Raw genomic sequence first — 24,166 nt, 5'->3', positions numbered from 1 at the left:
GACGGGCGTGGTTGCGGGCAGGGCACGAGTGGATCGCGCCAGTTCGGTCTGCGGACAACGCCGACCACGGGGAGTGGAACTCCCCTGTCGGACGGTGAGCTAACCGCGCCGCCGGTTACCTCGACGAAACATCTTGATGTTGACCGACACTAACGGCCTTGGCGTCAACGTGTCTACATCTTTCGACGGGATTGGCCGCACTTTTATCCGTGGCGACAAAAGGGGTCCAAAAACGGGGCGCCAACGTGGACGGTTGACGCCGGGGACGAGGATGGAGCCGGCCCATCGACGTACGTCCCGGAAGGGTGGGCAGCGGTGAAGAGCTACCCCTCGAAGATCGTCACGACCGTCGGCGAGACCGGCCTGGGTGAGATCGTCGCACGCCACCGGCTCGCGGTGTCGACGGAGGTCAGCTTCGCCGTCACCTGTGGACTGCTCGCCCTGTTCGGCCTGCTCTTCGGCGACGACGTCGGCCGGGGCATCGGGGCCGGGGCCGGCGTCCTCGCGGCACTGTTCGCCGTGCCCGCCTGGCGCAAGGCCCACCGGTACCTCTACCTCTGCTCCGGCGGCCTGCTGACCAGCACCGGCACCGCCGTCACCCGCGTGCTCACCTGGGACCAGGTGGCCCACGTCCGGGTCTGGACCACCCGGGTCTACCAACTCGGCCCCGTCGAGGAGTTCTCCCGCTGTGCGCTGGAGCTGACCGACGGCACAACGCTCAACCTGCACAAACCCCCGTACGCCGACCTCGACAAGCTCGCCGCCGCCGTCGAACGGCGGGTGACCGAGACCAACCACCCGCGCCGGGCCGCCGAGATCGCCGATACCGGCGCCACCGGCTTCGGACCGATCAGCGCCACCGCCGCAGGGATCCGCGACGGCGAGCGGTTCGCCGCCTGGTCGGACATCACCGGCGTGCAACGCGGGCGGGTACGGCTGCGAATCTACGGCCGCAACGGACAACCGATCGTCTCCCGACAGGTCAGGACGATTCCGGACGTGGCCGTACTGGTCGCCCTGGTGGCGGAGGGTGCTTCCCGGGCCACGGGACGGTCGGAGTGACTCCGGTGAACCGGTGGAGGATGCCTGCGGCTCCCCCGCCGGTCCCCCGGTGCCGACGGACCACGCCGGCACCGGAGGAGGTCGCTCAGAAGTCGAACTGGTCGACGTTGGCCGCGTCGAAGACGGTCGGCGGGCCGAGCACCACAACCCCGTCCGCGCCGACGGTGTACTCGCCGAGTTTGCCGGCGGTGAACCTGTCGCCCTCCTTGCCGGCGATGATGCCGGAGGCGAGCGCGGCGCCCGCGTACGCGGCCAGGTAGCCGAGGTCGGCCGGGTTCCAGAGGGCGAAGTTCTTGACCGTGCCGTTCTTGACGAACTCCCGCATCTGGTTCGGCGTACCGAGACCGGTCAGCGCGACCTTGCCCTTGTACTGCGAGCCGGAGAGGTAACGCGCCGCCGCGGCGACGCCCACCGTGGTCGGCGAGACGATGCCCTCGAGATCCGGGTACGACGCCAGCAGCCCCTGGGTCTCCTGGAACGACTTCTGGTCCTCGTCGTTGCCGTACACCGTCGTGACGAGTTGGACCTTGGCGTACTCCGGCTTCTTCAACTCGGTCTTCATCAGCTCGATCCAGGCGTTCTGGTTGGTCGCGTTCGCCGTCGCCGACAGGATCGCGATCTTCCCCTCACCGCCGATGGCCTCGGAGATCAGCTTGACCTGGGTCTCCGCGATGCCCTGACCGGTGACCTGGTTGACAAACAGGTCCCGGCAGTCGGGGTTGGTGTCGGAGTCGAACGTGACGACCTTCGCGCCGCCCTGCCGGGCCTGGTTGACCGCCCCGCAAATCGCGTTCGGGTCGTTCGCCGACACCGCGATCACGTCGCTGCCCTGCTGGGTCAGCGTGTTCAGGTAACTCACCTGCGACGAGGCGCTCGCCTCGGAGGGGCCGACCTCCTTGTACTCGCCCTTGAACTCGGCGACGGCCGCCTTGCCACCGTTGTCCGAGACGGTGAAGTACGGGTTGTTCACCTGTTTGGGCAGGAAGGCGACGCTCAGGCCGCTCCTGATGGTGCCGTCGCCGCTCGCACCGCCGGACGGCGTCGAGCCCTCGTCGCTGGCACATGCCGTGGTGCCGACCAGCACCGTCGCCAGCGCGAGTACGGACGCGCCGAGGCGCAGGTTCGCGGTCCGCGTACCTCTCATGACTGATTCCTTCCTGGACGTATCGGTTGCCCAGCCCGAGCAACGGGTGGTGGGTGGGGTGGTGCGGAGTGGGAGTCGTGGTCGGTCAGCCGCCCGCGACCGGCGTGGCGACCGGTCGTCGGCGGCGCCACCGCTCCCGCAGCAGGGCCGCCGCGTTCGGACCGACGACGGAGACGATGAGCAGGGCACCGGTGACCACGGTCAACGTGTCGGCCGGCACGTCGGCCAGTTGCAGGGCGTTGCGCAGGGTCATCAGCAACAGCACCCCGGCCAGCACGCCGACCAGGGTGCCGCGCCCGCCGAAGATGGAGACCCCGCCGAGCAGGACCGCCGCCACCACCGCCAACTCCAGCCCGTTGCCGTTGTCCGCCCGCGCACTGGCGTAGCGCAGCGTCCAGAAGATGCCGGCCAGCGCGGAGACCGCCCCGGTGAGCACGTACAGCCAGAACTTGGTTCGGTTCACCGAGATACCGGCGAAGCTGGCGGCCTCGGCGTTGTTGCCCATCGCGAACAGGCTCCGGCCGATCGGGGTGGCGTGCAGCAGCACCCCGAAGACCAGGGCGAACGCGGCGACGACCAGGGCCACCCAGGGCACGGTGGTGCCCGGTAACGCCTCGATCGTGTTGCCGGTCCAGGAGAACGGGAAGTCGGCGACCGCCCGGTCACCGAGCACCACGTAGGCCAGACCCCGGTACAGCGCGAGCGTGCCGATCGTCACCGCCAGCGAGGGCAGGCCGAACCCGGCGACGAAGAGGCCGTTCACCGCGCCGAGCAACGCGCCGAGCAGCACCACCAGCGGCAGGATCACCGGCATCGGCAGGCCCAGGAACCAGAGCTGCCCCATCACCGCGCTGGCCAGACCGAGCACGCTGGCCACCGACAGGTCGATCTCGCCGGTCACCACCACCAGGGTCATCGGCAGCGCGATCAGCGCGATCGGGACGACGTCGAGCAGCAGGAAACCCCAGAACCGGGAGCTGGCGAAGCCCTCGACCAGCACCGACGAGCCGACGACCACGCCGACGAGGACGACCATCACCAGTACGTCCCAGCTACCGAGCTTCGCTGTCCAGCGGGCCTGCCGGCCCGTCTTGTCAGGCGCCACGGGCCTTCCTTCCTCGTAGCCTCCGGGCGACCCGCGCCGCGAGCACCCGGTCCAGGCCGATCGCCGTGAGAATGAGCGCACCGACCACCGTCTGCTGCCAGAACGGGTCGATCCGCAGCACCGGCAGCGCGCTGCCGATCGTGCTCAGCAGCAGGGCGCCGAGCGCGGCCCCGTACACCGAGCCGCTGCCGCCGAAGATGGCCACCCCGCCGACCACGGCGGCCGCGACGACGTTGAGTTCCATCCCGCTGCCGGCCGCCGCGTCGAGCGTGCCGAACCGGGCCGCGTACAGCACCCCGGCCAGCCCGGCCAGCGCCCCGCTGACCACCATCGCCGCGAACACCCGGCGACCCACCGGGATACCCGACAACCGGGCCGCCGCCGGGTCCGAGCCGATCGCGTACAACTCCCGGCCGCTGCGGTAGGAGCGCAGGTAGTAGCCGGCGACCAGCAGCACCACGATCGCGAAGAGCGCGAGCACCGGTACGCCGAGCACGGTCGCCGTACCCATGTCCTTGAAACCGGACGGCATGTCGGCGGCGTTGATCTGCTGCCCCGCCGCCCACGAGTAGTCGAACCCACGGAACATGTAGAGCGTGCCGAGCGTGACCACCAGCGCCGGCACCCGGGCCACCGCGATCAGCGCGCCGTTGACGGCGCCGCAGAGCACACCGAGCCCGACACCGGCCAGGACCGCGAGCACGATCGGCGCGTCGGGCAGGGCGAGGAAGAGCTTGCCGGTGGCGAACGCGGACAGCCCCAGCACCGAACCGACCGACAGGTCCACGTTGCGGGTGATGATCACGATCGCCTGCCCGACCACGAGCACCACCAGGATGGTGGCGCCGAGCATCAGGTCCTTGCGGCTCTGCCCGGACAGGAACCTCGGGTTCACCGCCGTGGTCACCGCGACCAGGAGCACCAGGGCGAGCCCGATGCCCAACTCACGTACGGCGAACAACCGGCGCGCGGCCCGGCTGTCTCCCCGGGTGGTAGCCGGCGGCGGCGCGCTCGGCGCCTGTCCCGCTCGGGCCGTGGTCGTCATGACGGCGTGTCCTCTCCGTGGGTCCCGACCTGACCGGTGGCGGCCAACATGACGGTTTCCTCGTCCGCCCGGTCGCGGCCGATCTCCCGCACCAGCCGGCCCTCGTGCATGACCAGCACCCGGTCGGCCATGGCCAGCACCTCGGGCAGTTCGCTGGAGACCATGAGCACCGCGACCCCGTCGGCGGCGAGCTGGGACATCAACCGGTGCACCTCGGACTTCGTGCCGATGTCGATCCCCCGGGTCGGCTCGTCGACGATCAGCACCTTCGGGTTGGTGGAGAGCCACTTGGCCAGCACGACCTTCTGCTGGTTGCCGCCGGAGAGGGTGGAGACCGGGTCGGTGGGCCGACCGGCCTTGACCTGTAGTCGCCGCAGCCAGGTGTCGGCCGCGCCGCGTTCGGCCGACCGGCCGAGCAGCCCGAACCGGGAGAGCTGCCACCGCCGGGTGAGGGTCGCGTTCCGCTCGATCGAGAGTTCCATGACCAGTCCCTGCTGGCGGCGGTCCTCCGGCACCAGGGCCAGCCCGGCGGCCATCGCCGCGGCCGGTGCGCCGCGCGGCAGTCGGCTGCCCGCGACGCTGACCTCGCCGGAGTCGTACCGGTCGACGCCGAAGACGGCCCTGATCACCTCACTGCGACCGGCGCCGACCAGTCCGGCGAGCGCCACGATCTCCCCGCCCCGGACCTGGAAGCTGACGTCGGCGAAGACACCGTGCCGGGTCAGCTCGCGTACGTCGAGCAGCACCTCCCCCGGCTCGGTCGGCGTCTTCGGGAAGAGCTGGGCCACCTCGCGACCGACCATCCGTCGTACCAGTTCGGACACGTCCAGGTCGGCGGCCGGGTCGGTGGAGACCCGCTGACCGTCGCGCATCACGGTGATGCGCTGGCAGAGGGCGAAGACCTCGTCGAAGCGGTGCGAGATGAACAGGATGGCGGCCCCGGACTCCCGCATCGACCGGGTGACGGCGAACAGCCGTTCGACCTCGACACCGGAGAGCGCGGCGGTCGGCTCGTCCATCACCACGACCCGGGCGTCGAAGGAGAGCGCCTTGGCGATCTCGACGAGCTGCTGGTCGGCGATGGAGAGCCCGCGCGCCGGCCGGTCCGGGTCGAGCGTCACGCCCAGACGCGCGAACAGCTCCACGCAGCGCTCGCGCATCCGCGCGGTGTCGATGCGGCGCAGTCGGCGCAGGGGTTGCCGGCCCATGAAGATGTTCTCCGCGACCGACAGGTCGGGAAAGAGGGTCGGCTCCTGGTAGATGACGGCGATCCCGGCGGCGCGCGCGTCCGCGGGACCGGTCAGGACCAGTGGCCGGCCGTCGAGGGTCAGGGTTCCGCTGTCCGGTGTGTGCACGCCGGCCAGGATCTTCACCAACGTGGACTTGCCGGCGCCGTTCTCTCCCACGAGCGCGTGCACCTCGCCCGGACAGAGCTCCAGGGATACGTCACGCAGCGCGGCAACGGCACCGAACGATTTGCTCGCCCGGTCCAGGGCCAGCAGTGGCTCCCCGGCCACGCGGTTGCGTTCGGGCACAACAACCCCCAGAGATGAAACGTTTCACGAGAAGCCGTAGGTAGACGTTAAGCGGAGGTTTCACGCGAGGTCAAGGGTTTCCAACCGGCTACCGCGCCGACACCTCAGGAAAAGGCTTTCCTATTTTGCCTCTGACCACGTACGGCGTCCCGATCCGCGGAAACCGGCGACCTGCCGGCGACCCCCGCCGGGAACGACGGGCACCCCTCACACATCCGGCTCACGACTTCCCCAATCCCGGTCGACGCGGCATTCTTGAGACGGTTCAAGACCGTCAGACATCGACGCAGGGAGAACCGTGACTCGAGAATCGGCCGTGAGCATCCGCGATGTCGCCCACCACGCCGGCGTCTCGCTCGGGACAGTCTCCAACGTGCTCAACCGGCCCGACACCGTCGCGCGGGGCACCCGGTCCCGGGTGCTCGCCGCGATCGCGGAACTCGGTTTCGTACCGAACGACGCCGCCCGGCAACTGCGCCGTGGCCGCAGCCGCACCCTCGGCCTGGTCGTCCTCGACGTGGCCAACCCGTTCTTCACCGACGTCGCCAAGGGCGTCGAGAGCAGCGCCGGGGCAGCCGGCATGGCCGTCATCTTCTGCAACAGTGACGGTGATCCCGGACGGGAAAGTGCCTACCTCGACCTGCTCGAGGAACACCGCGTACGGGGTGTGCTGATCACCCCGGCCGACAACACGTTCCGACGACTGCTCCGGTTACGCGAGCGGGGCGTACTGGTGGTACTGCTCGACCGCAAGTACCCGGAGACGCGGATGTGCTCGGTCTCCGTCGACGACCGGCTCGGCGGCGAACTCGCGACCCGACACCTGCTCGAGAACGGACACCGGCGGATCGCCTTCGTCGGTGGGCCACACCAGCTCGAACAGGTCCGCGACCGCTACCGGGGCGCGGTGCGGGCACTGGCCGACTCCGGGGGAGACGAACGGGACCTGCGCCGCTTCGACACCCCCGCGCTGACCGTCGCCGCCGGCCGCGACGCCGCCGCGCGGATCATCGGCCAACCGCGCTCGACCCGGGCCACCGCCGTCTTCTGTGCCAACGACCTGCTCGCCCTCGGTGTCCTCCAGGAGCTGACCCGTCAACACATCCGGGTGCCCGAGGAGATCGCCCTGGTCGGCTACGACGACATCGACTTCGCCGCCGCGGCGGCCGTACCGCTCTCCTCGATCCGCCAGCCGAGCCAACGCCTCGGCCAGACCGCCGCCGCGCTCCTGTTGGACGAGGCCAACCACCCCGACCGGCACCGGCACCAGCAGGTCGTCTTCGAACCGGAGCTGGTCGTACGCGAGTCGAGCCAGTACCGACGGCAGAGCCCGACCTGAGGCCCCGGTCCGGCCACTCGACCGCCGTCGGGAAGCTGTCATGATGTCGCGCATGACAGGCGGGCTCGGCCGAATCCTCATCTCGTACGCCCCCGACGACGCGGTGCACATCGACAGCGTCCGGGACCTCTGGATCCTGCTGCGGGCCGGCGGTCTGGACGCCCGCCTGCTCGACTCACCCGCCGAACAGATCCCCTCGCAACTGCACTCGGCCGACGTCGTGCTGCTCGTCGGCTCACCGCTCTACCGCGAGGTCGCCGCCGCCGACGACCCGTCCGACCACGACCCGGGCCTGTGGCGGGCGGCCAGCACGGTCCGCGAGATGGTCGACGGCGACGAGAAGTCGGCCGCCACGCTGCTGCCGGTGCTGCTGCCCGGCGGCCGGCTGCGCGACCTGCCGGAATTCCTCACCGCCGACACCCACACCACGCACCGGGTACGCACGCTGAGCAAGCGCGGGGTGGCCGCGCTCGCCGCCGAACTGCGCCAGCGGTGCGGCACCGTGGACCCCGCACCCCGACACGAACTGCGCCTGCGGGTCAGCGTCGCGCAGAGCCGGGTCCGCAGCACCGCGACCCTCGCCGGAACGCTGCTCTGCGAACGGGACGAGCCGCTGCCGTTCGGTCGGGACGAGATCTGGTCCCTGGTCGACCTCCCGGACGCCGAGACCCGGATGGCACGGCTGGGTCAACGGCTGTCGGCGGCCCTGTTCGACCCGGACTCGCTCGACCAGCTCAGCACGCTCCTGGCGAACGCCGACGACGGCACCGTGGTCGACGTTGTCATCGACGCCGACGGCCCGGCCCACGAGCTTCCGTTCGAGATGATCCGCCTCGCCGACCAGCGGGTGCTGGCCACCGTCGAGGGAGTGCGCCTGACCCGTACGGTCGCGGGTGTGCGGGCGACCGCCCAGCCGCCGACACCCGGCCCGCTGAAGATCCTCGTCGCGGTGGGCGCACCCGAGAACACCGAGAACCCGGCCCTCGACATCGAGGCCGAGATGCAGGCCATCGTGAGCATCGTCGGCGGGCTCGGCCGGGCCGAGGTCACCATCCTGGAGGTGGCCGGGCCACCGGAGATCGCCGCCGCGCTGCGCGCCGACGCCTACCACGTGCTGCACCTGTCGGCGCACGGCTCGCCGTACGGGGTCGAGTTGGAGGACCGGGACGGCAACGCCGTCGAGGTCACCGCCGAGGATCTGGTACGCGCACTGCGGCGCGCGGGTCGGCCGGTCCCACTGATCGTGCTGTCGAGCTGTGACGGCGCCGCCGACGCGGACACCGGGCTCGCGGCGACCCTGCTGCGCCACGGCGCCAACCGGGTCATCGCCATGCAGACCACGGTCAGCGACAGGTACGCGACCGGCCTGCTCACCCGCGTCTACCGGGCACTCGCCGAGGAGAACCTCCCCGTCGCGGCGGCGCTGGCACGGGCACGGTCACGGATGTACGACGAGACGGTACGCGCCGAGTCGCCGGGCCGCCCCGAGTACGGGATCGCGACCCTCTTCGCCACCTCGGACGGTCCGCTCTGGGACGCCTCGGCACAGCCCACGCCACTGAGCAACCCGACCGAACTGCCCAGCGGCGGCGGCGTACGCGAACTCTCCCTGGGTGACCTGGTCGGCCGGCGCGCCCAGCTACGGACCGTCGCCCAGACCCTGCGCGACGAGGTCCCGTCGACCGGGGAGTCCACCCTGGTCAACGGGGTGGTGCTGACCGGGGTCGCCGGAATCGGCAAGACGGCCCTCGCCGGCCGGGCGATCAACCGGCTCCGCGACGACATCGACGACCCGTGGTCGATCGTCGTGCACGGCGGCTCCTGGAACCCGCCCCGGCTCCTCGCCGACATCGCCGCCACGGCCGCCGGTGCCGGCATCGACAACCCCGACGACCAGTCCGCCGCCCTGGCGGCGGTCACCGAGGCGCTGCGGACCGAACGGCTCCTGATCGCCTTCGACGACTTCGAGCAGAACCTCACCCCGGGCGGCGACGCCTTCCGCGACCCGGGTTTCGCCGAGGTCTTCGCCGACCTGTGCCACGCGGCGGGGCGCGGCAAGATCCTGGTCACCAGCCGCTACCCGGTGCCGGTGGAGGTGCCGCTGGCGCGTGTCGAGATGCCACCGCTGAGCGACGCCGAACTGCGCCGGCTGCTGCTGCGCCTGCCGGCGCTGCGCGAGCTCTCCTTCGCCGACCGCGACGTGGTGGTAGGGGCCGTCGGTGGACACCCCCGACTGATCGAGTTTGTCGACGCCCTGGTCGGCGGCAGGGGCGGCGCGGCCCGGCTGCCCGAGGTGACCGAACGGCTGCGCGGCCTCGCCAAGCAGGAGCGGGTCGCGCTCGCCCGTTCGGCGGCGAACGCACCGGACGCGGCCGAGGCGACCCGGCAGGCGATCACCCTCGCCGCCCGGGACATGCTGCTCGGCGAACTGCTCGACCTGCTCACCCCGGACGAGCACGAGGCGCTGCTCCAGGCATCGGTGTCGCGGGTGGCTCTCACCGATGACGACCTCGCGTTCGCGGTGACCGGACGGGAACCGAGCGACGAGGAACGTGCCGCGATGGCCGGGCATCTCGGCCGGCTGGGCGACCTCACCCTGGTCGTACCGACCGGGGACGACGCGCTCGTGGAGTCCTGGGTCCGGCAGGCCCTGGCACCCCTGCACGGCGACCGGCACCTCGACCGGCACCGTCGGGCCGTCGCGATGTGCCACCGGATCGTCGAGGCCGGTCGCGCCGACTTCGAGACCCTGACCGAGGCCGTGCACCACCTCGCGACCGCCGGTCAGTTCGACGAACTCGCCACCTTCGTGCACGACGTGCTGCCCAGTCTCGGCGGGGAGCTGACCGTGGCGGCCCTGCTCGGCGACGTGACCCCCGGCTTTCCCACCGGGCACGCCGCGTACCTCGACCTGGTCGGGCGGGAACGGGACGCCCTGGCGGCCAGCGGGAGCACGGCGGCTGCCGCGGTGAAGGGCGAGGAGTTGGTCGCCCTGACCACCGAGGCCGCGCAGGACCGGCCCGGGGACGCGCAGGCGCAGATCGCGCGCAGCGCCGCACTCGACAGCCAGGGCCGGCTGATGCGCCGGCTCGGCCGTACCGACGAGGCCCGCCGCTGCTACGAGCAGGCCCTCGCCATCGACTCCCGGCTCTGTGAGGCCGACCCGAGCGACCTGCGTTACCTGCGCAACCTGGGCCTGAGTTACCAGAAGATCGCGCAGATCGCACTCGACGGCGACGACGTCGTACGCGCGCACGAGGCCGCCCGGCAGTCGCTCGACATCCGTCAGCGGCTGGTCGACGGCGATCCCGACAACCCGATGTTCCACTACGACCTGGCCGTCTGCCTCGACACGCTCGCCGCCGTGCACCGCGCCGACGACGACCCGGCACAGGCCCGGCAACTGGTCGAGCAGGCCCTGGAGGTCTGGCGTCGGCTGGTGCGGGCCGACCCCGAGGAAGAGGACCTGCTGGGCCACCTCCTGCACACCCTGAGTGTCCTGGTCGACATCGTCGGCCACGTCGGCGACAACGCCGGATCCGCCCGCGAACTGACCACCGAGGCGGCGTCGATCGCCGACCGGCTCGCCACCTCCGACCCGAGCAACACCGCCTACCAGCGCGAGCTGCTCGGCTCCCACTGGCGGCTCGGCGACATGGACCTCGGTGCCGGCGACCTCTCCTGCGCCCAGGGGCACTTCGTCAGCGCCCTCTCCCTGGCCCAGCGACTGGCCGACGGCGACCCGGACAGCGTCGACGGAGAACGCGACCTCGCCACGGCCTTCCGCCGGATGGCCGACCACGCCACCGCGAACGGGCAGCCCGAAGAGGTACGCGGCAACCTCGAACGGTCGCTGGAGGTGACCCAGGGGCTCGTACACCGCTTTCCCGGCAACGCGGGTCTGCACCGCGACCTGGCCGAAGCCTGCCTACGCCTGGGCGGGTGGCTCCAGCAGGCCGGGGAGCCGACGCCGGCCCGCGCGCTGTTCCGGCAGGCGCTGGCGACCTGGCGACGCCGGGCCGCACTCGACCCGGCCGACCTCGGGGCGCGACTGGCCCAGGCCGACACGCACGACCGGATCGGCGAGCTGGAACGGGTTGCCGGCCGCGCCGACCGGGCGCGCAGGCAGTGGCGGGAGGCCCTCGCGCTCGCCGAGCAGGCGTACGCCGATGCCCCGACCGAGGAGCACCGCGACCGGGTGGAGCGCTACCGGACCAGGCTCGACTGAACGTACGACCCTTCAGCGTCGCGTCACCCCAGGTCAGCAAGGTAACGGCGGGGTTACGTGGCAGGGCGGGTGAGCAAGAACACGCTTTCGACGTGGGCTGACCGGGTGGCCGAGGGGCCGTGTGATCCTGAGGCCGGAGACTGACGGCCGTACGACCACAGGTCAGTCGGTTCTCGTCCGGCGTACGCAGCCCAACGTGCACTGTGTGGACATCGCCCCGCCCGGCCCCCTGGACCTGGAGAGTCACGTGACCAATCAAGCCGTTGCGGCGCCCGACAAACTCGACGGCGCCGTCCTCAAAATCGCCGGGGTGGTGGTCCTCGGCGCGATCATGTCGATCCTCGACATCACCGTCGTCAGCGTCGCACTGCCCACCTTCCAGACCGAGTTCGGCGCGACGTACGCCGAAGTCGCCTGGACCATGACGGGTTACACCCTGGCGCTCGCCACGGTGATCCCGCTGAGCGGCTGGGCCGCCGACCGGTTCGGCACCAAGCGGCTGTACATGCTCGCCCTGTTGCTGTTCACGCTCGGCTCCGCGCTCTGCGCCACCGCCGACTCGGTCGGTGAACTCATCGGCTACCGGGTGCTCCAGGGCCTGGGCGGTGGCATGCTCATGCCGCTGGGCATGACGATCATGACGCGGGCGGCCGGACCGGCGCGGATCGGCCGGCTGATGGCGGTCCTCGGCATCCCGATGCTGCTCGGCCCGATCGGTGGACCGATCCTCGGTGGCTGGCTGATCGAGGCGGTGGGCTGGCACTGGATCTTCCTGATCAACGTCCCGATCGGTGCGATCGCGCTGGTCTACGCCTTCTTCGCGCTGCCGAAGGACACCGCGGAGCCGTCCGAGTCGTTCGACTTCCTCGGCATGGTGATGCTGTCGCCGGGTCTGGCGCTGTTCCTCTACGGCGTCTCGTCGCTGCCGGAGACCGGCACGATCTCCGCCACCAGGGTCTGGGCCACCATGCTGGCCGGGGCCGTCCTGCTGGTCGCCTTTGTCCTCTACTCGTTCAAGCCGAGGCACCCGCTGCTCGACCTGCGGCTCTTCCGCAACCGCAACCTGTCGGTGGCGTCGATCTCGCTGTTCGTGTTCATCATCGCGTTCATGGGTGCCGGCCTGCTGTTCCCGAGCTACTTCCTCCAGGTCCGGGGCGAGTCCACCCTGCACGCCGGCCTGCTGATGGCGCCGCAGGGCATCGGCGCGATGCTCACCATGCCGATCGCCGGCACCCTGGCGGACAAGATCCCGATCGGCCGTACGGTGCCGTTCGCGATGGCGCTCATCGCCCTCGGCTTCTTCGCCTTCACCCAGGTCGGTACGGACACCTCCTACCTGCTGCTCTGCGGTTCGCTGTTCGTGATGGGTCTCGGCATGGGCGGCACGATGATGCCGATCATGACCTCGGCGCTGCGTACGCTGACCAACCACGAGGTGGCGCGCGGTTCCACGCTGGTCAACATCCTCCAGCAGATCGGCAGCTCGATCGGTGCCGCGATCATGTCGGTCATCCTCACCAGCCAGTTGAACGGTTCGGACCCGGTCCCGGGCCTGAACGACCCGCGTACCGGCGAACCGATCACCGAGGCCGGCGCTGCGATCGCGAACCAACACAACGCGCAACTGCCGGTGGAACCCTCGATCATCCAGCGCGGTCTGGAGTTCGTGGCCGACTCGTTCGCCACGACGTTCTGGGTCGGCTTCGCGCTGGTGCTGGCGACGTTCATCCCGATCGCGTTCCTGCCCCGCAGGCGCGAGGTGTCGCACCTGCTCGACGAGACCGGCGAGGGCGGCACCCCGACCAGCACTCCGGTGCTGATCCACTGACGCCGCGTACCGACGGCTCATCGGCCGTCGCCCGAGCCACCGCTCGGGCGACGGCCGTTTCCGTGCTGGCCGACCGGGCCGGTGGTCCACCGCTCCGGCTGGATGCGGCCGGTGGTCTACCGGTCCGGCGGGATGCGGTAGACCGATACGTGCGACCGTGAGTCGGCGGTGAACTCCGCGCCGGCCCAGTCAGCGTGCCGACTCTCCAGCTCGAACCCGGCCAGCTCGGCCATCAGGTCAAGCTCGGCCGGCCAGACGTAACGGTGCGGGCTGCGGGTCAGCCGGGCCTGCCTGCCCTCGTCGAACCTGAAGTGGTGCGACACCACATGCTGGCGCAGGGTGTCGTAGGTGTCCAGGCCGATGTAACCCGGCTCGACCTGCCAGACCGTCGCCTGCTGACCCGGTGGCAGCTTGCGCAGCTCCGGCACCCACAGCTCGATCACGAACCGGCCGCCGGGCAGGAGGTGACGGGCGGCGTTGCGGAAACACGCCACCTGCTCGGCCTGGGTGAGCAGATTGGAGATCGTGTTGTAGACGAGGTAGACAAGCGCGTACGCGCCCGGGGCGACGGCGGTCGCCATGTCACCGACGACCACCGGGATCGTCGCCTCGTCCGCCTTGGCACGCAGGCGATCGATCATCGGCCCCGAGAGTTCGATGCCGGTGACGGGCACCCCGCGACCGGACAGCGGGACGGCCACCCGGCCGGTTCCGATGGCGAATTCGAGTGCTCGGCCGTCACCCGCGAGCGCGGCGAGGCGGTCCACCGTCGGCCCGAGGATCTCCGGGGCGAACATGCCGGTTCCGGGCGTGTCGTAGCGACCGGCGGTGTCGGCGTCCCAGATCTCGTCCTGGCGCATGGGGCCAACGATCGCCATCGGCGTACGTCTTGTCCAGCGATTTTGTGGCCCGATGGGCGTACCGCCACCAAGCCTGCCGACAAGCGGGTATCGCGGCGATTGCGGGGAAATACCATTACGTGCGCCCGGCGAGGGGCGTCGTTGCACGCCCCCTACCGCTGTGACAACATCCATTCAGTGATCGTTCCCAATCGATGTGGGAGGTGTTCATGACACGGACGCTGCGCCACGTGGCGGCTCGCCTGATGGGTAGGAGTCGGGTCAGCGGGCGTTACCCGTACTGGTTCTACAACTACGAGTAGGCCGAACCAGCCACCGCCGAGACAACTTCCACCAGAACAAGTCGACCGACAGCGATCACAGGATCCCGGGTTCGGGGTCCTGTGATTCTCTCTTGGGGGCCCGGATGACGAACGGCGACAAGGGCAGGCGACCGGCGGGTCCGCGCGGGCACTGGCTCCTGGGCAACACACCCGAGTACGACGCCGACCGGATCGGCTTCCTCCGACGCGGCCACCACCGGTACGGCGACGTGTTCTCCTTCGACGAACGTACCGTCTTCGTGATCGACCCCAAGCTGACCCACGACGCGCTCGCCCGCACCAACCACAGCTTCGTGACGGAACTGGCCCCGTTCGGCACCCGACCGGACATCGACCTCGCCGCCAGGCAGGGCGACGCCTGGATGTCCGCACGCCGTACGGTGTGGCCGGGGCTGAACCACTCGGCCGCCACCGCGGTCGACCACCGTACGGTCGACATCCTCGACACGGTCATCGGCTCGGCCGCCGGCGGTGAGGTTGACGTGCTCACCACGATGCGGGCCTTCACCGCCCAGGCGACCGCCGAATACTGCTTCGGTCCCGACTCCGCCGACATCCCGAGGCTGCTCTCCGACAACCTCGAGGTGACCCGACCGTTCACGGCAGCCTCCTACCAGTTCCCCGCCTGGTTCCCGCTCCGGCGCAACCGCCGCTTCTTCCAGGTCCACCGGGAGACCGTCGAAACGCTCACCGGCATCGTCCGGCGGCGACGCGCCACCGGTGTCGGGGCGCCGCAGGACGACCTGCTCGCCTTCCTGCTCGACGCCGACCCGGCGATGCCCGACCGCACCGTGATGGCGACACTTCGCGGCATCCTGATGGGCGGCCACGGCGTACCCGCCGCCGCACTCGCCTCCGTCGTCCGGGAACTCGCCGCCCGGCCCCGGCTCACCGCCGACCTCCGCGACGAGGCGGGCGGGTCGGCCAGCGGTGCGAAAGCGACACCGGCGGCGCGGCTGCCGCTGGCCGAGGCCGTGGTCAAGGAGGTGCTCCGGCTCTACCCACCGGTGTGGCTGATGACCCGCACCGCCCGTACCGCCACCAACCTCGGCGACTGGTCGCTGCGCCCCGGGGACGACGTGCTGCTGAACCCGTACCTGATCCACCGGGACCCACGGTGGTGGCAACGGCCGGACGAGTTCGACCCGGACCGGTGGTTGAACGGGCGACCGGCGACCGGCACGACGTACCTTCCGTTCGGCGCCGGCCCCCGGGTCTGCATCGGCTCGGCACTGGCCATGCGGCAACTCACGCTGGTCACCTCACGGCTGGCGCAGCGGTTCGCCGTCGAGTCGCCGAACGCGGCGTCAGCCGTGCCGGCGTTTCTCGGCCGACTCTCACCCACCGGCCTACGGGCCCGGTTCCGACCGCCGAACCGGTGACCGCCGTGCCGGTGTCCGTCAACCGGTGATCGCCGAACCGGTGCCCTCGCGCGTCCGACGGGGCCGTGCCCGGGGCGCGGCTCAGGAGGGCAGCGGCGGCAGCGCCGGTTCGTGCAGCCAGGCGTCGAACAACGCGCCGACCGGCCGCGTCGTGTGGCGCTGCGCCAACGCGGTGAACTCCTCGGTGGTCACCGTGCCGTGCCGGTGGACCCGGGTCCACTCCCCCACCAGGGCGAAGAAGGACCCGTCGCCGACGGCCAGGCGCAGGGCGTGCAGCGTCAGCGCGCCACGCTGGTAGACCCGGTCGTCGAAGAGGCGCCGTGCTCCCGGGTCGGCCAACCGCAGGTCGTGGCGTTGCGCGGCGAGCCAGCTCCACGACCGGGCCGCGTGCGCTCGGGCCGGTTCACCGCCGGACAGCTCCGACCAGAGCCACTCGGCGTACTTCGCGAACCCCTCGTTGAGCCAGATGTGGCGCCAACCGGCCACGGTCAGGCTGTTGCCGAACCACTGGTGCGCCAACTCGTGCGCGACGAGGCGCTCGAAGCCACGCCGCCCGTCCACGTGGTTGGCCCCGAAGATGGACAACCCGTGCGCCTCGACCGGTACGTCCAACTCCTCGTCGACCACGACCACCGCGTACTCGTCGAACGGGTACGGGCCGAAGACGCACTCGAACGCGGTCATCATCTCCGACTGTCGGCCGAAGTCGTGTCTGGCCGAGGCGAGCAGCCGGGACGGCACCGCCGCCCGCTGGGGTATCGGGCCGGTCGCGAGGTCGAACAGGTGGTACCGCCCGATCTGGACCGTGGCGAGGTAGCTGGGCATCGGAGCGAGCTGCTCGAAGACCCAGGTGGTCGTGTTGGCGTCGGACGTACGCGAGACCAGGGTGCCGTTGGCGATGACCGCGTACCGGGACTGGGTGCTCACGGTGATCCGGTAGGTGGCCTTGTCGGACGGGTGGTCGTTGCACGGGAACCAGGACGGTGCCCCGGTCGGCTGGCTCGCGACCAACGCACCGTCGTCGAGCCGCTCCCAGCCGAGGTCGCCCCACCGACTCGGGATCGGTCGCGGCGCCCCGGCGTACCGGACCGTGACCGTGAACGCCGTCCCGGCGGGCAACGGTGTCGCCGGCCGGATCCGCAGCTTGCCGGCGCCGTGCGTGTGCCGGGCCGGCACCCCGTCGACCGACACCCGCTCGATCCGGAACATGCCGAGATCGAGGCTGAACTCGGTCAGGTCACGGTCGGCCGTGGCCGAGATCCTCGCCCGGCCGGCGAGCCGACCGGGACCGGGCCGGTAGTCCAGCTCGAGGTCGTAGTGCGTGGTCCGGTAACCGACGTTGCCGTGCCCGGGCAGGTACGGGTCCGCCAGCGCACCGCTGGCGGAGCCCGACGTGCCCCGTCTCGCGCTCACCCTTGACGTGCCCTCTCCGCCGGCCAGGTGGCGATCGGGTTGCCCAGCCAACGGCCTCCGCCGGGCACCGTCTCGCCCCGCATCACGAGCGACGCCGGTCCGATCGTGGCGTGCTCCCCCACGGTGACGCCGGGCAGCACGATCCCGTGCGGTCCGAGCGTCGAGCCCTCGTCGAGGGTCACCTGGTCCATGCGCAATATTCGATCATGGAACAGGTGGGTCTGCACGACGCAGCCACGGTTGACGGTGGCACCGTCGCCGATCCGGACCAGGTCCGCCTCCGGCAACCAGTAGCTGTCGCACCAGACGCCGCGCCCGATCCGTGCCCCGAGGCCACGCAGCCACAGGCTCATCAGCGGGGTGCCGCCGACCGCACCGGCGAGCCACGGCACCGCCAGGACCTCGACGAAGGTGTCGGCGAGTTCGTTGCGCCACACGAAGCCGCTCCACAACGGGCGCTCACGGACCCGGAACGACCCCACCAGCACCCACTTCGCCAGGACGGCGACCACACAGGCGACGATGCCGGCGACCAGCAGCAGTGGGCCACCGGCGACCAGCGCGGCGACGTACCCGTAGCCGGCGAGCAGCGCCTCGAAGGCGGCGAGGGTGACCACGCCGAGCGCGACCGTACACATGACCGGGACGACCCGGCAGAGCTCGACGGCGGCACGGGCCACCATCAGCCGCCTCGGCGGGTCGAACGTGCGGCTCTGGTCGCCGCCCTCGACCGCACGCGGCAGCTTCATCGGCGGCATGCCGAGGTAGGAACTGCCGGCCTTGGCCCGCTTCGGCGTCGCGGAGAGCACCCCGACCAGCCCGTGCTTGGGCACGGCCCGACCGAGCGCGGTCATCCCCGAATTGCCGAGGAACGCCCGCTTGCCGACCCGGGCGGCGCCGACCCGCAACCAGCCGCCGCCCAGCTCGTACGAGGCGACCAGGGTGTCGTCGGCGAGGAACGCGCCGTCGCCGACGGTGGTCATCGAGGGGAGCGCGAGCACCGTCGACGCCTCGACCCGGCGCCCGACCCGCATCCCCAACGCGCGCAGCCAGACCGGCGTGAAGAGGCTGGCGTAGAGCGGGAACAGGCCGACCCGGGCGAGGTCCATCAGCCGCTCGGTCGCCCACGCCTGCCAGGCGACCCGGCCGTGCACCGGGTGGTGCCCGGCACGCAGACCGAGGCTGAGGGCCCGGACCAGGACCAGGATGAGCAACGCGTACGTCGTCATCCCCGCCACCGTGGCGAGCGGTACGCCGGTCAGCGCGCCCAGCAGGGCGTCCCGGAGGCTGGCGGTGTCCCGCACGAACCAGCCGAGCACGAGCAGCCCGGGTAGCGCCGCGATCGCGGGAAGGAAGCCGAGCAGCAGTGAGGTCAACCCGTACGCCAGGGTCCACCGACCGGTGCGGCCGGGACGCTGCTGCGGCCAGCGGCGGGCCGCCTTGCCGGAGCGCGTCGCCGGCACACCGGCCCAACGGCGACCGGCGGGGACCGTGCCGGTCACACACGACCCGGGCGCGACCTCGGCCCGTTTGCCGATCCGGGCACCGGGCATCAGCGTGCTCCGGGCACCGACCGTCGCGCCGGCATCGATCCGGATCCGCCCGACGTGCACGACGTCGCCGTCGACCCAGTGCCCGGCGAGGTCCACCTCGGGCTCGACCGCCGCGCCCGGCCCGATCCGGAGCAGACCGGTCACCGGCGGCAGCGTGTGCAGGTCCACCTCGTTGGCGATCCTGGCACCGAGTGCCCGCGCGTAGTAGGTGATCCACACCCCGGCGAGGTTGGTCGCGCCGCTCGCCGCCGCCAGCCGTTCGGCGGCCCAGAGTCGCAGGTGGACGCCGCCGCCGCGCGGATAACTGCCCGGGGTCAGGCCACGCAGCAGCAGCCGGGCCCCGCCGGCCGCGATCGCGATCCGACCGGCCGGGCTGATCACCAGCAACCAGCCGAGCACCACCCACCACCAGGAGACGGTGGGCGCCCACGGGTACGAGCCGAAGAGCGCCAACACGTTGTTGATCGCGGCGAGCGTCACCACCCAACGCAGGCCGACGACGCCGAGCAGCGGCAGCATCAGCGCGCTCTGGACGAGACCGGTACGCCTCGGGGTCGGACGCACCACGCGGGTGGGAGCCTCCACCTCGCCGAACCCGTCGAGCCGGCGCGCCATCGCGCGCAGCGTCGGGTGCTGGTAGACATCGCTGACCGACGCGCCCGGGTAGCGGTCACGCAGCAGCGTGACGAGTTGCGCGGCGCCGAGGCTGGAACCGCCACCGGCGAAGAAGTCGTCGTCCCGACCGGTCGGCGCGACGCCGACGATCTCTTCCCAGCACTCGGCCAGCCACGCCTCGGTGCCCTCCAACCGGTCGACGGTCCCAACCGTCTCCAGCTCGGGCAGCGGCCACGGCAACGCGTTGCGGTCGACCTTGCCCGAGGTACGGGTGGGCAGGCCGTCCACCACTGCGATCAGCGGCACCAGCGCGGCCGGCAGCGCCGTACCGAGCCGCCGCGCCGCCTCCGCCCGGTCGAACCCGTCGGCCGAGACCGGCACCACGTAACCGACCAGGAGCTGGTTACCGTGCCGGGCGGTACGGACCGCAGCCGCCGCGGCGGCGACACCGGGCAACGCCTGCAATGCCGCGTCGACCTCGCCCAGCTCGATCCGGCGCCCGCCCAGCTTGATCTGCTCGTCGGCCCGGCCGACAAAGAGCAGCCCCTCGGGCTCGGCCCGGACCAGGTCGCCGCTGCGGTACGCACGCGACCAACCGAGCGATTCCAGCGGCCCGAACTTCTCCCCGTCCTTGACCGGGTCCAGGTAACGCGCCAGCCCGACACCACCGATGACCAGTTCGCCGACCTCGCCCATTGGGACCACCTGGCCCCGGGCGTCCACCACCGCCAACGCCCAGCCGTCGAGCGGCAACCCGATGCGGACCGGACCCTCGCCGCTCAGCCGCGCGGCGCAGGCCACGACGGTCGCCTCGGTCGGCCCGTACGTGTTCCACACCTCCCGGCCGTCGACGGCCAACCGCTCGGCCAGTTCGGGTGGGCACGCCTCGCCACCGAAGATCAGCAGTCGTACGCCGTCGAGCGCCTCGGCCGGCCAGAGGGAGGCGAGCGTCGGCACCGTCGACACGACGGTGATCCGCTGCTCGACCAGCCAGGGACCGAGATCCATCCCGGTACGCACCAGCGAGCGCGGCGCGGCGACGAGGCAGGCGCCGTACCGCCACGCCAGCCACATCTCCTCGCAGGACGCGTCGAACGCCACCGACAACCCGGCGAGCACCCGGTCACCGGGCCCGATCGGCTCGTCAACCAGAAAAAGCCTCGACTCGGCGTCGACAAACGCGGCGGCGGCACGGTGGGTGACCGCGACGCCCTTCGGCCGACCGGTCGAACCGGAGGTGAAGATGATCCAGGCGTCGTCGTCGGGACCGGGCCGACGGGCCTCGCCCACCGGGGCGCGGCGGGGGGTCAGTGTCCGGTCCGGCCCGATGACGGCGCAGACGTCCGCCTCGGCGAAGACCAGTTCGGCCCGCTCGTCCGGGTCGTCCGCGTCCACCGGCACGTACGCGGCACCGGCGGCGAGCACGGCGAGGATCGAGACGTACAGGTCGACCGTGCCGGACGGGGCGCGTACGCCCACCCGGTCCCCGACGCCGATACCCGCGTCGACCATCCGGCGACGCGTCTCGTCGATCCGGGTCTCCAGGTCCCGGTAACTGAGCAGGGTGGCGCCGTCGTCGATCGCCGGTGCCGACGGGTGCCGGCGCGTGGTCTCGGCGAGAACGTCCAGCAACGTACGGGTGGCCGGGGCCGCCTGTGCGGCGTAGAGCGCCGCCGGCCGGTCGGTGGCCACCAGCGGCTCGGCCGTGCCCGACGGCGTCCCGACCGGGCTCACCGTCGGGTCGGCGGGGTCGAGCAGGTCGACCGACGGGAGCGACGGCTCCCCGTCCGGCACCTCGATATGATCACTGTCTGCCAGGTACGCGCGCATGCTTCACCCTTCGACGAGCTGGGCTGCACCGCGTAGGGGGAGGACCTTCCCGGTCCATCGGCGACCCGCTCCACGGTCAGCGTGGCGATCCGCACGATGGCAACGCTCGTGGCGTGTCAGGAAACTCGGCGCATCGGTCCTTCGGTGGGGCAACAGTGCGACCACCGGTCGAACAGCTTAACGCGGGATGAACCGCTGCTGTCGCCACAGAGCCGGACCGGTGGTTGGTATCACAGGCCCGTCCGACCACCCTCGGCGTCGTGGAGACGGCCCTCGGTGGAGAAACAGCACGGGGGCATCCGCCGTCGTTCCCGACGGCGGATGCCCCCGCATCCGGGGCCGAGATCAGCTCAGCGAGCCGCTTCCGCCGGGCTGGACCACACCGTTCACGGTCAGCTCGTACGGCGCGTACTGCGCCACCTGCTCGGTCGGCTCGTCGTACGCGACCACCGCGACGACCTCGGGGAAGGCGTCCAGTACAGCCAGTTCCAGCTTGCCGATGGTCACCTCGGAGCGGCCGTCGGACTCGAACTGCCAGGCGAGCGAGTGCTTCTCGTCGATGCCGATGAGCCGCAGGTTCCAGTTGTGGACCGGGGTCGGTCGGATCTCGGTGGGCGAGTCGAACGGAGCGAGGCTGGTGCCGTCGCTGACCGTCCGGCCGCCGACGGTGATGTCGTCGAGCAGCAGCCCGCCCTCGTTGACGCCGCCGTCGCTGACATACCGGAATCCGAGCAGCACGGTCTTGCCGGCGTACGCGGACAGATCGTAGGTACGCGGTTCGAAGCCGTTCGTCGTACCGTTGAGCCCGGGTCCGAGCGGCCCCTCGACCGTCCGGTCACCGGGAATCGCCGTGTACGTGGCACCGCCGTCCGTCGACACGGTCACGTAGCCGTAGTCGAAGCCGAACTCGGCACCGTACTTGGCGAGGAACCGCAGGGACGGGTCGGCGGTCGGCACCGCGACGGAGACAACCGCCGCCGCGTCCAGGCTGTTGGCGTTACCGGACCAGAGAACCGCGTTGCCCGGACGGTCCGGGTCCTGGGCGGTGCTGGTCCAGGCCAGCGGTAGCGCGGGCAGGGTCCGTGCCCCCTGGAACTTCACCGTACGCAGGTCGCGACCGCTGAGCACCTTGCCCTTGGCCGCCCCCAACTGCACGTAGTCCGCGCCGTTCGGCGCGACGCCCGGCGTGCCGTTCGCCGCCGAGCTGGCCAGGTTGACCGTGGAGCGCAGGCTCGGCGTCGTGACCCGACTCTTGGGCACCCCGAGGGTGATGCCGAGGCGCGAGTCGCCCACGATCTTGTCGAGCAGGGTCATCGACTGGTAGTCGTGCAGGACCTGGTAGACGTCGTGGACCCCGACGGTCTCCAACTCCGCGTCCAGACTCGCGAGGCCCTGGCGGGCACCGTCGCGGTGCAGTCGGGACATGAAGTCGGCGCCGTAGCGGTCGTACAGGAACAGCATGAACGAGTACGCGTTGCCGTAGTCGGCGAGGATCGCGTTCGGGTTCGGGCTCTCGCCCCACAGGGTCAGCGAGTTCTCCGGGCCACCACAGTCGCGGGGGTTGACGTTGAACGGCGTCTGCACGGTGCCGAACCCCTGGTAGCAAAGGAGGTGACTGTCCGCGCCCCGGTCGAAGACCGTGGCCGTGGAGCTGCTGTACCCGGTCAACGACATGGCGAAGTCGGAGAGACCCTCGTTGATCCAGTTACCCTCGAAAGGGTCGGCGTAGTAGTGCGCGAGGTGCTGCCACTCGTGCGCGAACGTGCCCTCGTAGCTGAACGGCCGGGCGGCACGACTGGTGCAGAGGTCGGTCGTCGGCTCGTCCGGCGGGTTCGCCGTCATCCGGTGCAACCAGTCGAACGCGTCGATGGTCATCACGTTGCGGTCGAGCAGCTCGTTGAACTGCGCCGAGAAGAACCCGGCGATGTACGTCGGCGCGGCCGGGAAGGTGTAGAAGTTGTCGTCACGCACGTTGTCCACGAGCGTCACGGTCCTGTCCCCGGCACCGGTGTAGACACCGCCGTTGCCGTCGGCGTCGGGTCCGATCTGGGCGTTGCTGCCATCCCGGTCCGGCGGCGTGCTGAAGGCGTTGGTCTCCTTCGGGTACATGTTGTTGTCGAACTCGTCGACAAGATGCCGCACCTGTGCGTCGGTGATCTGCGTCGAGGACGGCACCTGGGCCCGGCAGTCTCCGGCCGGGAATGCCAGGTCGTTGGCGACCCAGACCTCGATGTGCTCGCCGACGGCCCGGAGTGTGTAGTCCTTGCGGTAGACAGTGCCCTGGATGTCGTCGAGACCGAGCCACTGACGGACGGTGCCGACCGTCGGGGTCTCGACGGGGGCCACCTGTGCCCTTCTCCCCGCGTCCACCCTGGGCAGGTAGCGGGGAGAGGTCTCGATCGGTCGACCGTCGAGGGTGAAGTCCTTGCGGGTGAGCTCCCGGATGTCACTGCGCTGGGCAGCCTTCGGAGTGGCGGGGTCCGCGGAGGCCGGTGATGTCGAAGCTAAGACGGAGAGGACCGGCAGGACGAGGACGGCGGCGAGCGCCCCAGCGATGCGGGTGCGTGCCATGGAACCTCCTTCGGGTGTCGTACCCGGTATCCCGTGAGTGCGACCACGCGCCGACACTCACGATGATCAACTGAACCGGCGTCACCGTAGCCCGCCCACCGCCCGGTTTGCGACCAAAAGGTGAAGCGATACATATCACCCAGGCCGTAATGAAGCACCCGACACCTGGATGCGGAAGGACGTCCGGCCGCGTACGCCCAGCTCGGGCGGGCGGCCGACGGTCGAGCGGCGGGGACGGGGGTAAAACAAATGTGGGCCACCCCTTTTGGGGTGGCCCACATCAGAAAGTTGTCCGGCGGCGTCCTACTCTCCCACACCCTCCCGAGTGCAGTA

The 24,166-nt window shown here is 71.0% G+C and carries 13 protein-coding genes; 5 read left to right on the top strand and 8 right to left on the bottom strand.

Annotated elements, in window-relative coordinates; all coding sequences use genetic code 11:
• Positions 1-315 precede the first annotated feature (315 nt).
• Positions 316-1,062 carry a DUF6585 family protein gene (locus ACI2K4_RS32515; protein ID WP_404516907.1) on the top strand — a complete coding sequence of 249 codons (747 nt, stop codon included), beginning with the start codon at positions 316-318 and terminating at the stop codon, positions 1,060-1,062.
• 85 nt (positions 1,063-1,147) lie between these two features.
• On the opposite strand, the gene rhaS is transcribed toward ACI2K4_RS32515, so the two are convergent.
• The 4 genes from rhaS to ACI2K4_RS32495 all read right to left on the bottom strand — a co-directional run bounded on the left by rhaS (position 1,148) and on the right by ACI2K4_RS32495 (position 5,891).
• A complete protein-coding gene (gene rhaS, locus ACI2K4_RS32510; RefSeq protein ID WP_404516905.1) occupies positions 1,148-2,206 on the bottom strand; it encodes a rhamnose ABC transporter substrate-binding protein in 1,059 nt (352 codons plus the stop codon).
• Positions 2,207-2,291: 85 nt separating this feature from the next.
• The gene (locus ACI2K4_RS32505) at positions 2,292-3,311 is read right to left on the bottom strand and encodes an ABC transporter permease (protein ID WP_404516903.1); all 1,020 of its coding nucleotides are present in this window, start codon (positions 3,309-3,311) and stop codon (positions 2,292-2,294) included.
• Entirely contained in the window at positions 3,301-4,356 is a 1,056-nt protein-coding gene (locus ACI2K4_RS32500; protein WP_404516901.1) for an ABC transporter permease, read from the bottom strand. The genes ACI2K4_RS32505 and ACI2K4_RS32500 overlap by 11 nt, the downstream gene beginning before the upstream one ends.
• Complete coding sequence (locus ACI2K4_RS32495; protein ID WP_404516899.1) at positions 4,353-5,891, bottom strand: sugar ABC transporter ATP-binding protein; 1,539 nt, start codon at positions 5,889-5,891, stop codon at positions 4,353-4,355. The genes ACI2K4_RS32500 and ACI2K4_RS32495 overlap by 4 nt, the downstream gene beginning before the upstream one ends.
• Positions 5,892-6,207: 316 nt before the next feature.
• On the opposite strand from ACI2K4_RS32495, the gene ACI2K4_RS32490 reads away from it, so the two are divergent.
• From ACI2K4_RS32490 to ACI2K4_RS32480, 3 genes are all read left to right on the top strand, one after another.
• Complete coding sequence (locus ACI2K4_RS32490) at positions 6,208-7,230, top strand: LacI family DNA-binding transcriptional regulator (protein WP_404516897.1); 1,023 nt, start codon at positions 6,208-6,210, stop codon at positions 7,228-7,230.
• 52 nt (positions 7,231-7,282) lie between these two features.
• The gene (locus ACI2K4_RS32485) at positions 7,283-11,458 is read left to right on the top strand and encodes a CHAT domain-containing protein (protein ID WP_404516895.1); all 4,176 of its coding nucleotides are present in this window, start codon (positions 7,283-7,285) and stop codon (positions 11,456-11,458) included.
• A 247-nt stretch (positions 11,459-11,705) separates the two neighbouring features.
• On the top strand, positions 11,706-13,286 hold the full coding sequence (locus ACI2K4_RS32480) for a DHA2 family efflux MFS transporter permease subunit (RefSeq protein WP_404516996.1): 1,581 nt from the start codon (positions 11,706-11,708) through the stop codon (positions 13,284-13,286).
• 116 nt (positions 13,287-13,402) lie between these two features.
• Here ACI2K4_RS32480 and ACI2K4_RS32475 read toward each other — a convergent pair whose 3' ends face one another.
• The gene (locus ACI2K4_RS32475) at positions 13,403-14,146 is read right to left on the bottom strand and encodes a class I SAM-dependent DNA methyltransferase (protein WP_404516893.1); all 744 of its coding nucleotides are present in this window, start codon (positions 14,144-14,146) and stop codon (positions 13,403-13,405) included.
• Between the two features lie 406 nt (positions 14,147-14,552).
• Between ACI2K4_RS32475 and ACI2K4_RS32470 the strand changes: the two genes are divergently transcribed.
• Positions 14,553-15,851 (top strand): cytochrome P450, encoded by a 1,299-nt coding sequence (locus ACI2K4_RS32470; RefSeq protein WP_404516891.1) that lies wholly within the window; start codon positions 14,553-14,555, stop codon positions 15,849-15,851.
• A gap of 81 nt (positions 15,852-15,932) precedes the next feature.
• Here the strand turns inward: ACI2K4_RS32470 and ACI2K4_RS32465 are convergent, their stop codons facing one another.
• The 3 genes from ACI2K4_RS32465 to ACI2K4_RS32455 all read right to left on the bottom strand — a co-directional run bounded on the left by ACI2K4_RS32465 (position 15,933) and on the right by ACI2K4_RS32455 (position 23,833).
• Positions 15,933-17,264, bottom strand: coding sequence for a M1 family metallopeptidase (locus ACI2K4_RS32465; RefSeq protein WP_404516889.1), 1,332 nt, complete (start codon positions 17,262-17,264; stop codon positions 15,933-15,935).
• Positions 17,261-21,262, bottom strand: a complete 4,002-nt coding sequence (locus ACI2K4_RS32460) for a Pls/PosA family non-ribosomal peptide synthetase (protein ID WP_404516887.1) — start codon at positions 21,260-21,262, stop codon at positions 17,261-17,263. The genes ACI2K4_RS32465 and ACI2K4_RS32460 overlap by 4 nt, the downstream gene beginning before the upstream one ends.
• A gap of 345 nt (positions 21,263-21,607) precedes the next feature.
• On the bottom strand, positions 21,608-23,833 hold the full coding sequence (locus tag ACI2K4_RS32455) for a peptidase M6 immune inhibitor A (protein ID WP_404516885.1): 2,226 nt from the start codon (positions 23,831-23,833) through the stop codon (positions 21,608-21,610).
• Positions 23,834-24,166 lie beyond the last annotated feature (333 nt).

The organism is Micromonospora sp. NPDC050397, assembly GCF_044901685.1.
Taxonomy (GTDB): domain Bacteria; phylum Actinomycetota; class Actinomycetes; order Mycobacteriales; family Micromonosporaceae; genus Micromonospora_G.
This window is presented reverse-complemented; position numbering and strand designations above follow the sequence as displayed.

What these genes read in the sequence shown, in the direction of transcription:
- ACI2K4_RS32470 (WP_404516891.1), top strand. Translation starts at nt 14,553, where the DNA reads ATGACGAACGGCGACAAGGGCAGGCGACCGGCGGGTCCGCGCGGGCAC.
- ACI2K4_RS32485 (WP_404516895.1), top strand. Translation starts at nt 7,283, where the DNA reads ATGACAGGCGGGCTCGGCCGAATCCTCATCTCGTACGCCCCCGACGAC.
- ACI2K4_RS32460 (WP_404516887.1), bottom strand. Translation starts at nt 21,262, where the DNA reads ATGCGCGCGTACCTGGCAGACAGTGATCATATCGAGGTGCCGGACGGG.
- ACI2K4_RS32500 (WP_404516901.1), bottom strand. Translation starts at nt 4,356, where the DNA reads ATGACGACCACGGCCCGAGCGGGACAGGCGCCGAGCGCGCCGCCGCCG.
- ACI2K4_RS32475 (WP_404516893.1), bottom strand. Translation starts at nt 14,146, where the DNA reads ATGCGCCAGGACGAGATCTGGGACGCCGACACCGCCGGTCGCTACGAC.
- ACI2K4_RS32455 (WP_404516885.1), bottom strand. Translation starts at nt 23,833, where the DNA reads ATGGCACGCACCCGCATCGCTGGGGCGCTCGCCGCCGTCCTCGTCCTG.
- rhaS (WP_404516905.1), bottom strand. Translation starts at nt 2,206, where the DNA reads ATGAGAGGTACGCGGACCGCGAACCTGCGCCTCGGCGCGTCCGTACTC.